Annotated in this window: 14 protein-coding genes; 10 read left to right on the top strand and 4 right to left on the bottom strand. The window is 71.2% G+C overall.

Features of this window, described 5'->3' with window-relative positions; all coding sequences use genetic code 11:
• Window positions 1-46 precede the first annotated feature (46 nt).
• Entirely contained in the window at window positions 47-424 is a 378-nt protein-coding gene (ndhC, locus tag ABZU53_RS17380) for an NADH-quinone oxidoreductase subunit A (protein WP_354855966.1), read from the bottom strand.
• Between the two features lie 163 nt (window positions 425-587).
• On the opposite strand from ndhC, the gene ABZU53_RS17375 reads away from it, so the two are divergent.
• The 3 genes from ABZU53_RS17375 to ABZU53_RS17365 all read left to right on the top strand — a co-directional run bounded on the left by ABZU53_RS17375 (window position 588) and on the right by ABZU53_RS17365 (window position 5,194).
• Window positions 588-2,006, top strand: coding sequence for a hypothetical protein (locus ABZU53_RS17375; RefSeq protein ID WP_355066716.1), 1,419 nt, complete (start codon window positions 588-590; stop codon window positions 2,004-2,006).
• Window positions 2,007-2,319: 313 nt separating this feature from the next.
• On the top strand, window positions 2,320-4,167 hold the full coding sequence (locus ABZU53_RS17370) for a 2-oxoacid:acceptor oxidoreductase subunit alpha (RefSeq protein ID WP_355066715.1): 1,848 nt from the start codon (window positions 2,320-2,322) through the stop codon (window positions 4,165-4,167).
• On the top strand, window positions 4,160-5,194 hold the full coding sequence (locus ABZU53_RS17365; protein ID WP_354855969.1) for a 2-oxoacid:ferredoxin oxidoreductase subunit beta: 1,035 nt from the start codon (window positions 4,160-4,162) through the stop codon (window positions 5,192-5,194). Before ABZU53_RS17370 ends, ABZU53_RS17365 begins: the two co-directional genes overlap by 8 nt.
• 71 nt (window positions 5,195-5,265) lie before the next feature.
• Here ABZU53_RS17365 and ABZU53_RS17360 read toward each other — a convergent pair whose 3' ends face one another.
• Window positions 5,266-5,910 (bottom strand): NAD(P)H-dependent oxidoreductase, encoded by a 645-nt coding sequence (locus ABZU53_RS17360; RefSeq protein WP_354859580.1) that lies wholly within the window; start codon window positions 5,908-5,910, stop codon window positions 5,266-5,268.
• Window positions 5,911-5,992: 82 nt separating this feature from the next.
• Between ABZU53_RS17360 and ABZU53_RS17355 the strand changes: the two genes are divergently transcribed.
• The gene (locus tag ABZU53_RS17355) at window positions 5,993-6,472 is read left to right on the top strand and encodes a MarR family winged helix-turn-helix transcriptional regulator (RefSeq protein WP_354859578.1); all 480 of its coding nucleotides are present in this window, start codon (window positions 5,993-5,995) and stop codon (window positions 6,470-6,472) included.
• Window positions 6,473-6,482: 10 nt separating this feature from the next.
• Here the strand turns inward: ABZU53_RS17355 and ABZU53_RS17350 are convergent, their stop codons facing one another.
• The gene (locus tag ABZU53_RS17350) at window positions 6,483-7,496 is read right to left on the bottom strand and encodes a potassium channel family protein (RefSeq protein ID WP_354859575.1); all 1,014 of its coding nucleotides are present in this window, start codon (window positions 7,494-7,496) and stop codon (window positions 6,483-6,485) included.
• A gap of 168 nt (window positions 7,497-7,664) precedes the next feature.
• On the opposite strand from ABZU53_RS17350, the gene ABZU53_RS17345 reads away from it, so the two are divergent.
• The 5 genes from ABZU53_RS17345 (at window position 7,665) to ABZU53_RS17325 (ending at window position 10,865) form a co-directional block, all read left to right on the top strand.
• Window positions 7,665-8,261 (top strand): SigE family RNA polymerase sigma factor, encoded by a 597-nt coding sequence (locus ABZU53_RS17345; RefSeq protein ID WP_355066714.1) that lies wholly within the window; start codon window positions 7,665-7,667, stop codon window positions 8,259-8,261.
• Window positions 8,240-8,827: a helix-turn-helix transcriptional regulator gene (locus ABZU53_RS17340; protein WP_354859569.1), complete on the top strand. Its 588-nt coding sequence runs from the start codon at window positions 8,240-8,242 to the stop codon at window positions 8,825-8,827. Before ABZU53_RS17345 ends, ABZU53_RS17340 begins: the two co-directional genes overlap by 22 nt.
• Before the next feature lie 136 nt (window positions 8,828-8,963).
• The gene (locus tag ABZU53_RS17335) at window positions 8,964-9,563 is read left to right on the top strand and encodes an ATP-dependent Clp protease proteolytic subunit (protein ID WP_355066713.1); all 600 of its coding nucleotides are present in this window, start codon (window positions 8,964-8,966) and stop codon (window positions 9,561-9,563) included.
• Window positions 9,564-9,618: 55 nt separating this feature from the next.
• Entirely contained in the window at window positions 9,619-10,389 is a 771-nt protein-coding gene (locus tag ABZU53_RS17330; RefSeq protein ID WP_355066712.1) for a hypothetical protein, read from the top strand.
• 125 nt (window positions 10,390-10,514) lie between these two features.
• Window positions 10,515-10,865, top strand: coding sequence for a DoxX family protein (locus tag ABZU53_RS17325; RefSeq protein WP_354859563.1), 351 nt, complete (start codon window positions 10,515-10,517; stop codon window positions 10,863-10,865).
• A 47-nt stretch (window positions 10,866-10,912) separates the two neighbouring features.
• On the opposite strand, the gene ABZU53_RS17320 is transcribed toward ABZU53_RS17325, so the two are convergent.
• Complete coding sequence (locus tag ABZU53_RS17320) at window positions 10,913-11,311, bottom strand: helix-turn-helix domain-containing protein (protein ID WP_355066711.1); 399 nt, start codon at window positions 11,309-11,311, stop codon at window positions 10,913-10,915.
• Between the two features lie 105 nt (window positions 11,312-11,416).
• Here ABZU53_RS17320 and ABZU53_RS17315 point away from each other — a divergent pair, with 105 nt between their 5' ends.
• A complete protein-coding gene (locus tag ABZU53_RS17315) occupies window positions 11,417-12,319 on the top strand; it encodes an NADP-dependent oxidoreductase (RefSeq protein WP_355066710.1) in 903 nt (300 codons plus the stop codon).
• Window positions 12,320-12,336 lie beyond the last annotated feature (17 nt).

Here is a 12,336-nt window from a genome sequence, read left to right as displayed (position 1 = left end):
ACGTGAACGGTCGGCGGAGCGGCACGATCGCCGGAGGTCGGGGCGCTCAGGTCCAGCGCAGGATGTTCCTACGCCAAGCGTAGAGGATGCCGAGGGCGAGCACCGCCACGAACACCGCCATCTCCACCACCGTGACCAGGCCGAAGCCCGGTCGGTCGAAGACCACCGCCCACGGGAAGAGGAACACCGCCTCGACCGCGAACAGTACGTACAGATAGGCGTACACGTAGTAGCGGATCTGCATCTGCGCCCAGTCGGCGCCGACCGGGTCGAGCCCGCACTCGTAGCTGGTCCGCTTGCCGAACGGCTCAGCCGGACGGGCGGGACGTAACACCCGGTTGGCCGAGAACGCCGTCACAAAGAACAGGACACTGGCGAGCAGCAGGAGCCCGAGCGTCGCGTACGAGCCCAGGTAACCGGTCACACCGGGAGCCTACCGCCCACCCGGACAGGCCGTCCCAAACACGTTACGGATTTGTTTCCAGGTGGGACTAGTGCACTGTGGCAACTGTTACCAACATTGGACTTCCACCCATGGCACCGGAGGACAGATGGCCCGCGTGAAGGTATCGCCCAAACGCCGGGCTGTGGGGCGGCCTCCCACGCCCCTGCTGGCGGCCTCGCTCGCGCTCGGGCTGCTCGCGGCGCTCGCGGCCGCTCCGGCCCTCGCCAGCGCGGCGGTGCCGCGCATCCACCCGATCGCCGCCGTGACGGAGTCGGCGCCCGAACCCGATCCGGACCCGGAGACCACTCCGGCCCAGGAGCCCACCCCGACCGAGGATCCGGGCGGCGATCCCGTGCCGACCAACCCGGCCCCGGAGACCACCGCGCCTCCGCCGGAGACGACGCCGCCGGCGCCTCCGCAGACCACCGCGCCGAACGTGCCGCCGCCGCCGACCACCACCGCTCCCGCGCCGGGGGGCAGCACCCGGCCGCCGACGCCCGGGCCGCCGGCTCCCCCGGTGCCCCCGGTTCGCCCGCCCGCGCCGGGTGGCACCCCGCCGGCGGCGCCGAGCCCGCTCGGCGTGCAGGTGACCACCGAGGACGTCCCCCTGCCCGAGGCGTACTGGAACGCCGCCAGCACCACCACCACGCTGCGGGTCACCGTGGCGAACACCGGCACCGCCGCGCAGCGGGTCCGGCTCTCGTACACCCTGCCGGCCGGGCTGACCGACGCCGGGACGAAGGGGTGCGTCGCCGCGGGCGGTGGCGCGTACCACTGCGGGGCCTGGACGGCCGAGGCGGGCGTCCGGTTCAGCAGCCTGATCCGGCTGCGGGTCGCCGGCAACGCCTGGGAGCGGATGCCGCTCAGCGGCTCCGTGCAGGTCGTCGCGGACGCGCCGGGGGTGTCCGGCGAGGTGGCCGACGACCAGGGCTTCGCGGTGCTGTTCCCGCCCGGCCCGCCGGTGCCCGGGATCTCGCTGGCCGCCGACGAGGTCGCGTTCGACATCAGCGGCGCGGCGAGCACCCTCGCGGTGCGGCTGGTCAACACCGGCACGGTGGACGCCGCCGGCCTGGTGGAGGTGATCCTGCCGGCCGGGGTGAGCGTGCCGACCCCACCGGCGGGTTGCCTGCCGGCCGAGGCGTCCCGCACCCGGTGCGACGGGGGTCTGCTGTCGGCCGGCGAGACCCGCGAGCTGCGGCTGCCGGTGGAGGCGACCCCGCAGGCCCAGCGGGAGGCGCCGCTGTCCGGAGCGGTGATCGGTCAACTCGACCCGCGCAACGGCGCGACCCGGCGGGTGCAGATGAGCTTCCGCATCACCGCTGCGGCCGCGCTGGCCACGCCGGTCGTCTCGCCGCCCGCGCCGACCGGCTCCCAGGGCGTACTCCCGGCGGGCGCCACCACCGACGACGACGGCGGCATGACCTCGGTGCAGCGCACCGCGGTCATCCTGATCGCGGTCTCCGCGCTGCTGGTGGTGCTGGCCCTCACGCTGGCGACCACCTCGCTGCGCCGCCGCCTCGGCGAGCCGACGGCCGAGCCCACGGCTCCGCCCACCGACTGACCGATCGACGACCCTGGCCGTCCCCGACCGGGGTCGCGGCCGGCCGGGGACGGTGATCTGAATTACGGCGGGCGGGGCGAAACCCCGCAATCACGGGCGAATATCACGTTGATCGGGTCTCAGTCGGCGGACCTCCGGGGAGGGTCGGGGGTCCGTTCGACGTAGGCTCTCGGTGAGGAACGACAGCGGACCGGACCAGCCTGGGGCGGTGCGGTGCAGCGTTGCGTCAAGGAGGTCCCGTGGCCGGGCAAGGCGAGGTCACCATGATGTTCAGCCGGCCGCGCGACCGCGCGCAGCGAACGAAGGTGGCACAGTGACCAAGCAGATCCGTCAACTCGACCGGGTGGTCATCCGGTTCGCCGGTGACTCCGGCGACGGCATGCAGTTGACCGGCGACCGGTTCACCTCGGAGACGGCGCAGCTCGGCAACGACATCTCCACGCTGCCGAACTTCCCCGCCGAGATCCGGGCTCCCGCCGGCACCCTGCCCGGTGTGTCGAGCTTCCAGGTGCACTTCGCCGACTACGACATCCTCACGCCGGGCGACGCGCCCAACGTGCTGGTGGCGATGAACCCGGCCGCGCTCAAGGCCAACCTGGCCGACCTGCCGCGCGGCGCGGACATCATCGTCAACACCGACGAGTTCACCCGGCGCAACCTGGCCAAGGTCGGCTACCAGACCAGCCCGTTGGACGACGACTCGTTGGCCGGCTACGTGGTGCACCCGGTGGCGCTGACGTCGATGACGGTCGGGGCGCTCGCCGCGCACGAGGTGTCCAAGAAGGACGCCGAGCGTTCGAAGAACATGTTCGCCCTCGGTCTGCTCTCCTGGATGTACTCCCGGCCGTACGAGTCGACACTGCGCTTCCTGGAGCGCAAGTTCGCGGCCCGCCCCGAGCTGGTGGCCGCGAACGTGGCCGCCTTCAAGGCCGGCTGGAACTTCGGCGAGACCACCGAGGATTTCGCGGTCCGCTACGAGGTCAAGCCGGCGAAGATGCAGCCGGGCACGTACCGCAACATCACCGGCAACGCCGCGCTCTCGCTGGGCCTGGTCGCCGCCGGGGTCCGCTCCGGGCTGCCGGTCTTCCTCGGGGCGTACCCGATCACTCCGGCGTCGGACATCCTGCACGAGCTGAGCAAGCACAAGCGCTTCGGCGTGCTGACCATGCAGGCGGAGGACGAGATCGCGGCGGTCGGCGCGGCGCTGGGCGCGTCGTACGGCGGGTCGCTGGGCGTGACCACCACCAGCGGTCCGGGCGTGGCGCTCAAGAGCGAGACGATCTCCCTGGCGGTGGCGCTGGAGCTGCCGTTGGTGATCGTGGACGTGCAGCGGGCCGGGCCGTCGACGGGCATGCCGACCAAGACCGAACAGGCCGACCTCAACATGGCGTTGTTCGGTCGGCACGGCGAGGCGCCGGTCGCGGTGATCGCGCCGAAGTCGCCGTCGGACTGTTTCTTCGCGGCGTTGGAGGCGGCGCGGATCGCGTTGACCTACCGCACGCCCGTGATCCTGTTGTCGGACAACTACGTGGCCAACGGCTCCGAGCCGTGGCTGCTGCCCGACGTCGAGTCGCTGCCCGACCTGCGGGTCGAGTTCGCCACCAAGCCCAACGGCGAGGACGGCACCACCTTCCTGCCGTACCTGCGCGATCCGGAGACCCTGGCCCGGCCGTGGGCGATTCCCGGCACTGCGGGGCTGGAGCACCGCATCGGTGGGCTGGAGAAGGCCGACAAGACCGGTGACATCTCGTACGACCCGGCGAACCACGACTTCATGGTGCGCACCCGGGCGGCCCGCATCGAGACCATCCCGGTGCCGGACATCGAGGTGGAGGACCCGGACGGCGACGCCCGGGTGCTGGTCCTGGGCTGGGGCTCGACGTACGGCCCGATCGGCGCCGCCTGTCGCGGGGTGCGCCAGCGCGGGCTGTCCATCGCCCAGGCGCACCTGCGGCACCTCGCCCCGATGCCGGCCAACCTCGGCGAGGTGCTGCGCTCCTACGACAAGGTCGTCATCCCGGAGATGAACCTGGGTCAGCTGGCCCACGTCATCCGGGCCCGCTACCTGGTCGACGCGATCAGCTACAACCAGGTCCGCGGTCTGCCGTTCACGGCCGCCGAGCTGGAGACGACGCTGGAAGAGGTCCTGAAGAATGTCTGAGCCTGTCGCCCTGAAGCTCACCGCGAAGGACTTCAAGTCCGACCAGGAGGTGCGCTGGTGCCCCGGGTGTGGTGACTACGCGATCCTGGCGGCCATCCAGCAGTTCATGCCGGAGTTGAACATCCCTCGCGAGCGGACCGTGTTCGTCTCGGGGATCGGCTGCTCGTCGCGTTTCCCGTACTACATGAACACCTACGGGATGCACTCGATCCATGGTCGGGCCCCGGCGATCGCGACGGGCCTGTCGGTGTCGCGGCCGGACCTGTCGGTGTGGGTGGTCACCGGCGACGGTGACGCGCTCTCCATCGGCGGCAACCACCTGATCCACGCGCTGCGACGCAACGTCAACCTCAAGATCCTGCTGTTCAACAACCGGATCTACGGTTTGACCAAGGGCCAGTACTCGCCCACGTCCGAGGTCGGCAAGGTCACCAAGTCGACGCCGGCCGGCTCGGCCGACGCGCCGTTCAACCCGCTCTCGCTCGCCCTCGGCGCGGAAGCCAGCTTCGTCGGTCGCACCATCGACTCCGACCGCAAGCACCTGCAGTCGGTGCTGCGCGCCGCCGCCGAGCACGAGGGTTCGGCGTTCGTGGAGATCTACCAGAACTGCAACATCTTCAACGACGGGGCGTTCGACCAGCTCAAGGACCCATCCACCCGCGACGACTACCTGATCCGCCTGGAGCACGGGCAGCCGATCACCTTCGGCGCGGACGGGCAGTTCTGCGTGGTGCATCCGCCGGGCGCGTTCGGCCTGGAGGTCCGGGAGACCGGCTCGGTCCGCCCGGAGGAGATCGTCGTGCACGACGCCACGGTGACCGACCCGGCGTACGCCTTCGCGCTGTCCCGGCTGCCCGGCCTGGACCTGCGCAACACCCCGATCGGGGTGTTCCGGTCCGTGGACCGGCCGTCCTACGACAGCGTGGTCCAGGGCCAGCTCGCGGCAGCCAAGGCGACGGTCACCGAGACCCCCGAGAAGCAGCTCGCCGGCCTGTTGGGCAGCGGCGACACCTGGACGATCCTCTGACCCGTCCTAGCTGAACGAGAGCGGCCGTCCCCGATACGGGGACGGCCGCTCTCGTTCTTACCGGTGCCGCCTCAGCGCTGGGCGGAGGCCGGCAGCCAGAGGTTGTCGATCTCCTTCTCAGTCGCCGCGAGGCTCGCCTCGTGCAGCGGGATCAGCTCGGCCATCGCCGGCACCGACGGTGCCAGGGTCAGCTCGGTGCTGATGAAACGCGGCTCCAGACCGGTCATCGACAGACCATGCGGGAGCCACTGCTCCGCGTGGTCCCAGCCGTGCCGCGGGGTGCCCTCGCCGTAGCCGCCACCCCGGGTGGCCAGCACCACGAACTCGCGGCCACCGAGCAGGCCCTCCTGCGTCGTCGGGTCGTAGGTGAGGCCGGCAACGATCAGGTGATCGACCCAGGACTTCACGCTGCTCGGCGCGCCGTAGTTGTAGAGCGGCAGCCCGAGCAGCACCACGTCGGCCTGCTTCACCTCGTCGATCAGCCGCTCGCTGAGCTCCCACGACTCGCGCTGGGCCGGAGTGTGCTGGTCCGGCGGCGTCATCCGCGCCAGCCCGCCCGCCGAGTCCAGGTGCGGCAGCGGCTCGGCACCCAGGTCACGGTAGGTCACCGTGCCGTCGGGGTGTGCCGCGCGCCAGGCCGCGGCGGCACGGGCGGTGAGCCGCCGACTGACCGACCAGTCACCCCGGATACTCGAATCGATATGCAGCAGGTTCATGATTCATCCTCCAAGGATCGTCTGTGAGACACCAACTATTTATAGCAGGCAGATATTGCGGCGCGTCGGTAGACTGGGTCACATGTCCGCCCTGCCGCTGGATCCGACGGAGCACCGCTCGGGCCCCCTGCTGGACCACCTGGCGCGGCGGATGCGACTGCGGGCGGAGTCGGTGCTCGCTCCCCTGGGCCTGCGGCCCCGACACCTGGTCGCGCTCACGGTGTTGCGCGCGGGCGGCGGCACCAGTCAGCAGGCGCTCGCCACCACCCTCGAGATGGACAGCACCAACATCGTCGGGCTGCTCAACGACCTCGAAGCGAGAGACCTGGTCGAGCGCCGACGGTCACCGCAGGACCGCCGACGACATGTCGTCGAGCTCACCGAAGATGGTGCGAAACGCCTCAACGAGGCGGAGTGCGCTCTCGCGGGCGCCGAAGACGAGGTGCTGGGGGCGCTGGAGCCAGCCGAGCGGGAGACGCTCTACGAGCTGCTCAGGCGGGCCGCCACCACGACACCGGTCAGCTGCGGCGCAGCGCTCATCGACGAGCCCGACGCCTGCTGACGCAGCAGCGTCAGACCGTCGCCGTGGACTGCGGGCGGTCGTCGCGGACGTGCACCAGCATGTCGCCGGTCTCGATCACCGCACCGGCCCGGTCGGCCAGGGTGACCACCTTGCCCCGCCGGACCAGGGCGATCACCAGTGAATCCAGCTCACGCGGTGAGCGACCGACCTCGTCCCGCTCCGCCGAGCGCATCGCCAGCGCCATGCCCTGCCCCGGCGTGAGCAGGTCCTCCACCACGTCGATCAGCGGCGGCGCCGAGGTGGACAGGCCGAGCAGGCGGCCAGCGGTCGCCGAGGAGACGATCACATGGTGCGCGCCGCTCTGCTTGAGCAGCGGGGCGTTCTCCGCCTCCCGCGCCGCCGCGATGATCCGGACCTGCCCGGCGGTGAGCTGCCGTACGGTCAGCGCCACAAGCACCGAGGCATCGTCACTGTCGGTCGCGATGATCACTGCCTTCGCGTTGCGCACGTGCGCCTCGTTCAGCACGGACGACCGGGTCGCCGACCCCTCGATCGCCACCAGCCCGGCCGACGTGGCCTGCCGCAGGGCGGCGCTGCTGCGCTCCACCACCACGATCCTCGACCGGTCCAGGCCGTTCTCCATCAGGGCGTTGACCGCACTGCGGCCCTTGGTGCCGTAGCCGCAGATGATGACGTGGTCCTTCACGGTTCTCCTCCACCGCGACAGGCGACGGCCGGTCCGGTACTGCTCGGTCAGAACTTCCAGGGTGGTGCCGACCAGGATGATCAGGAAGACAATCCGGGCTGGGGTGACGAACAGGACGTTGACCAGCCGGGCCGACGGCGCGGCCGGGGTGATGTCCCCGTAGCCGGTCGTGGAGAGCGAGACGACCGCGTAGTAGAAGCAGTCGAGCAGGGTGAGGCCGTCCTCGTTGACGTCGCGATAGCCGTCCCGGTCCAGGTAGACCGCCGCCACCACGGCGAAGACCAGGCCCAGGGCGGCCGCGAGCCGGAGGCTCAGCGCGCTCAGCGGGCCCCGGCGCTGCGCGGGAAAATGGATCACCGTCGAACCTGCTCCGCCGCCGTCGCCTGCACGACCACAACATAGCGGGTACGCCGCACGTCGCACGCCCGGGTCGCGCAGCGGACAACCGCACCGGCCCCCGCACACGACTATCGGGCGACAACAACGAACCGGTGCAGGCCGGCAGACGGAGGGGGCGCAACCCTCGTGACGAGCGGCAGACGGCGAACCGAGGCCGACGACGAATACACCGAGTATGTCCAGTCCAGGATGGTCCAGTGGCGAAGGACCGCCTACCTGATGTGCGGGGACTGGGACCGGGGCGACGACATCCTGCAACGCGTGCTCACCGAGTTGTACCGCTCCTGGGCGCGAGCGCGGCAGGCCGACCACCTGGATGCGCTCGTCCGCACCATGCTGCTGCGGCGGCTGATCGACGAGCGGCGGTCGCGCTGGGCGCGGGTCCGGCTCGGCGCCGCCCTGCCCGAGGTGTCGACGACCACGGTCGACCCGACCGACCGGATCACCCTGGTCGGTGCGTTGCGGCAGGTACCGCCGCGCCAACGCGCGGTGCTGGTCCTGCGGTACTTCCAGGATCTGAGCGTCGAGGAGACCGCCCGGGCCATGAGTTGCTCGACGGGGACCGTCAAGAGCCAGACGGTCAGTGACGAGCCGGGCCCGCGCTGGACGGCGGCGCGGGCCTGCTCGGGACCGCCGACGGGTCCGACAACCGGCATGATGGGGGGTGTTCCTCCGACGACGACCGCGAAAGTGAGGTCCGCATGTCGTTGCTGCGACGAGTGATCGGCGGGGTGCTGCGCCGGCTGCGCCAGAGCCAGGGCCGCACGCTGCGCGAGGTGGCCGCGTCCGCCGGGGTCTCCGTGCCCTACCTGTCCGAGGTCGAGCGGGGCCGCAAGGAAGCCTCGTCGGAGGTGCTCGCGGCGATCTGCCGGGCACTCGGCATCCGCCTTTCCGACCTGCTCGAACAGGCCCGCGACGACCTGCGCCGGGTCGAGCGTCGCATTCCCGCCGCGCCCCGGGCCGCCCTGGCCCGGCTGGAGCAGGCGCCCTCGGCACGCAACGAGACCGGCCCCGCGTTGCGGATCGGCTTCCAGCCGGGTGGGGCGACGCCACCCGTGGCCGCCGCCCCGGCCCCCGTAGGGCAGCCGGCCGGGCCGGTGCTGCGGCTGGGCGGGCCGATCCTGCACGTCGGCGGTCCAGCCTCGCCCGTCGGGTCGACCGTCCAAGGAGCGGGGCTGCGGGTTCGGCTGATCGCCTCCACGTCGGCCGGGCGCCCCGGTCCGCGTACCTCCAAGATGCTGGCCTGCCGCCGGGCCCGGGCGGGCCGGCGGCGACTGACCCTCGTGTAGGCCGGCCGGGGTTCTGCCCTGGGCGGATCTGCCGCCGGCAGAATCCCTGGGCCGCGACCGCCGCCGCGCGCACGCTGGAGGAGCCGGCTCCCCGGGCGGTCCCGCCGCCCGCCGGCACGGCGGAAGGCGGCGACACATGATCGGGTACGGCGTGCAGATGCGGGACAGCGGGCAACCGACCTTCGGTGACCAGGTGTTCGAGCGGCTGCTGCGGGAGCGGATCGTCGTCCTCGGCACCGAGGTGACCGAGGAGTCGGCCAACCAGATCTGCGGGCAGATCCTGCTGCTCGCCGCCGAGGACGCCGACCGGGACATCTACCTCTACATCAACTCGCCGGGCGGCTCGGTGAGCGCCGGAATGGCGGTCTACGACACGATGCGCTACGTCCGCAACGACGTGGCCACGCTGGCGCTCGGGTTCGCCGGCTCGATGGGGCAGTTCCTGCTCTGCGCCGGCACGGCCGGCAAGCGGTACGCGCTGCCGCACTCGCGGGTCATGATGCACCAGCCCTCCGGCGGGATGGGCGGCACCGCCTCGGACATCACCATCCAGGCGGAGAACATGCTGCACGTGAAACGGACCATGCAGGAGCTGATCGCCCAGCACAGTGGACGGACACTCGACGAGATCCAGCGGGACTGGGACCGCGACCGCTGGTTCACCGCCGAGCAGGCCCGGGAGTACGGCCTCGTCGACCGGGTGCTCACCCGGGCCGATCAACTGCCGGCGGACTGACCTGCGGGTGGCCGTCGTACACCGGGGGTGGTGCCCATTGGTTAGGGTCGCGTCTATGCGTCGACTGATCCCTACCCTTTCGATTGCCCTCGCCGCCGCCCTCGTGGCCGGCTGCGGCACCACCTCCGGCGACAACACCGGAGGGGCCGGCCCCTCCGCCGCCCCCGCCACGACCAAGGTCGAACCGGTCGCCGCCGTCCGGCAGGCCATGGACCGCAGCCTCGCCGGCACGGTCACCATGGACGCCTCGGTCAAGGCCGGCAACCAGTCGATCACCCTCAGCGGCAAGATGGACCCCGCCGCCAAGGCGATCCACGTCACCGGGAACGCCCCGGAGCCGATCGAGGCCCGGCTGATCGGCGATGCCGCCTACATCAAGTCCGACTCGCTCGAGGGCGAGAAGCCCTGGATGAAGATCGACCTCAACAAGCTCCGGCCGACCAGCTCGCTGCGCCAGTCGTTCGACCTCAAGGCGCAGACCGGCATCATCGGCGGCATCGTGACCGCCCAGGAGGTGAGCCCCGGCCGCTACAGCGGCACCGCCGACCTGAACAAGGCCGCGGAGGCCGCCGGCGCCGACGGTGGAATGCGCGACGGCCTCAAGTCCACCGCCAAGCTGGCGAAGGACCCCACGGCGGTCCCCTTCGAGGCGACCGTCGACGCCGACGGCCGGCTCACCGCGCTGTCCTACACGATCGCCACGAAGAGCGTCGGTGATCTCGTCACCGACATGAAGATGAGCGGCTTCGGCGAGCAAGTCTCGGTGACCGCGCCGCCCGCCGGCGACACCGAGCCGGCCTCCGCCGAGATGTACAAATTCCTCTGACCCTGCGACGACGCGGTGCCCTCCGGGATGCCCCGGAGGGCACCGGGTTCTGCTGAGCGCGCCACGCCCGTAACGTTTCGCGGAGCTGCCCCGTCCCTGAGGTGACAAAACCACAGGGAGGGTCCATGTTCGCCGCTTACGTGACAGTCACCATCCTCGCCTCGGTGTTCACCGGCATCGCCGCGGTCACCTACCTCATCGGCCACGACTATCCCAAGGCCCAGGCGGACATGAAGCGGGTGCCACGGTCCTGGCTACCGGTGCTGGGCCTGCTGTTGGCGGCCGGCTCCGTGGGACTGCTGGCCGGTTTCGCCGTACCGCTGCTGGGGACCCTCGCCGCGGCGGGGCTGGTGCTGTACTTCGTCGGCGCGCTCATCGCGCACCTGCGGGTGGGGTCACGTCATCTCGTGGGATGGGCCGTCTTCTTCGTCACCGTGCTGGCCGCACTCGCCGTGAACCTGGCCTACCGCTGGTGACTGCCGTTCGGTCGGTGCTGGACCAGAATCGCGCCTCCGGAGCCCCCTCAGGGGAGTGCGTCGAATCGGGCTCGGGCTTCGAACACACGGTCCATGTGTGACTCCGCCCAGTCCTTGATGGAGATCATGACTGGGAACAGTTCATGGCCCAACGGGGTGAGCTCGTAGTCGACGCGGACCGGCACCGACGCGGTGACCGTACGGGTGACCAGGCCGTCGCGCTCCAGCGTCCGCAGGGTTTGCGTGAGCATCTTCTGACTGATGCCGGCGATGCGTCGGGCGAGTTCGCCGTGCCGCTGCGGGCCGTCCGCCAGCGCCGGGATCACCAGCGCCACCCACTTGTCGGTGAGCCTGCTCAGCAGCTCCCGGGTCGGGCAGCGCTCCAGGAACGCGTCGTAATCACGTTTTGCCTGCTCGCGGCGTTGCGCTGCGGTTGTCGTCGTCATCTTGCCCTCCTGCGGTGCCCTACGCACTTCGAGGTACCTACTTTCTCACGGTGCCCGTCGCTTCGTACGGTCGTGGTGATCACGACGGCTACGAGGGAGACGACGATGCGCGGAGTTCGTTACGAAGAGTTCGGAGGGCCGGAGGTCCTGCACGTGGCGGATGTACCGACGCCCGAAGCCGGACCGGGACAGGTGCGGGTACGGGTCGCCGCGTCCGTCGTCCACCCGGTCGACCTCATGGTCCGCTCCGGCCGGTTCCCGGCGCCGCTGCCGACCGGCCTGCCGTACACGCCCGGCTGGGACGTGGTCGGCACCGTCGACGCCGTCGGGCCATCGGTCGGTGAGTACGCGATCGGCGATGAGGTCATCGGCTTCTCGCCATGGCTGCAAACCACTGCCGGGGCCCACGCGGAGTACGTGGTGCTCGACGCCACCTCGCTGACCGCCGCACCCACCGGCGTCCCCGCCACCGAGGCGGCGACCCTGCCGACCAACGGCCTCGCCGCCGCCCAGGCCCTCGACCTGCTCGCGCTCCCGGCCGGCTCGACCGTGCTCGTCACCGGCGCCGCCGGGCAGGCCGGAGGGTTCGTCCTGGCCCTGGCACGGGCGGCCGGCCTGCACGCCACCGGACTCGCCGGAGCCGACGACCGCCAGTTCATCGAGTCGCTGGGCGCGGCGTTCCTGTCGCGCTCCGACGAACCGACGGGGACGTACGACGCGGTCATCGACCTGGCGGTGATCGGTTCCTCGCTGCTGGACCACGTCCGGGACGGCGGCGGCTACGTGGCCGCGTCACCTCCGCTGCGCCCGGAGCCGGTGCGGGGCATCCGGACCTTCGCGCTGGAGGTGGAGTCGGACGGATCCCGCCTGGCAGAACTGGTCAAACTCGTCACCAGCGGCGACATCCCGCTGCGGGTCGCCGGCGTGTACCCCTTCGCCGACGCGGCCGCCGCCCACGAACGGCTTGCCCAGGGCGGCGTACGCGGCGGCGTGGTCATCGTCCCCTGACCGGCGCGGTGGGACAG

The organism is Micromonospora sp. NPDC005194, assembly GCF_040608335.1.
Lineage (GTDB): Bacteria > Actinomycetota > Actinomycetes > Mycobacteriales > Micromonosporaceae > Micromonospora.
This window is presented reverse-complemented; position numbering and strand designations above follow the sequence as displayed.

Excerpts from the sequence above, each read along its gene's own strand:
- ABZU53_RS17365 (WP_354855969.1), top strand. The coding sequence starts at position 4,160 with ATGTCTGAGCCTGTCGCCCTGAAGCTCACCGCGAAGGACTTCAAGTCC.
- ABZU53_RS17360 (WP_354859580.1), bottom strand. The coding sequence starts at position 5,910 with ATGAACCTGCTGCATATCGATTCGAGTATCCGGGGTGACTGGTCGGTC.
- ABZU53_RS17355 (WP_354859578.1), top strand. The coding sequence starts at position 5,993 with ATGTCCGCCCTGCCGCTGGATCCGACGGAGCACCGCTCGGGCCCCCTG.
- ABZU53_RS17340 (WP_354859569.1), top strand. The coding sequence starts at position 8,240 with ATGTCGTTGCTGCGACGAGTGATCGGCGGGGTGCTGCGCCGGCTGCGC.
- ABZU53_RS17335 (WP_355066713.1), top strand. The coding sequence starts at position 8,964 with ATGATCGGGTACGGCGTGCAGATGCGGGACAGCGGGCAACCGACCTTC.
- ABZU53_RS17330 (WP_355066712.1), top strand. The coding sequence starts at position 9,619 with ATGCGTCGACTGATCCCTACCCTTTCGATTGCCCTCGCCGCCGCCCTC.
- ABZU53_RS17325 (WP_354859563.1), top strand. The coding sequence starts at position 10,515 with ATGTTCGCCGCTTACGTGACAGTCACCATCCTCGCCTCGGTGTTCACC.
- ABZU53_RS17320 (WP_355066711.1), bottom strand. The coding sequence starts at position 11,311 with ATGACGACGACAACCGCAGCGCAACGCCGCGAGCAGGCAAAACGTGAT.
- ABZU53_RS17315 (WP_355066710.1), top strand. The coding sequence starts at position 11,417 with ATGCGCGGAGTTCGTTACGAAGAGTTCGGAGGGCCGGAGGTCCTGCAC.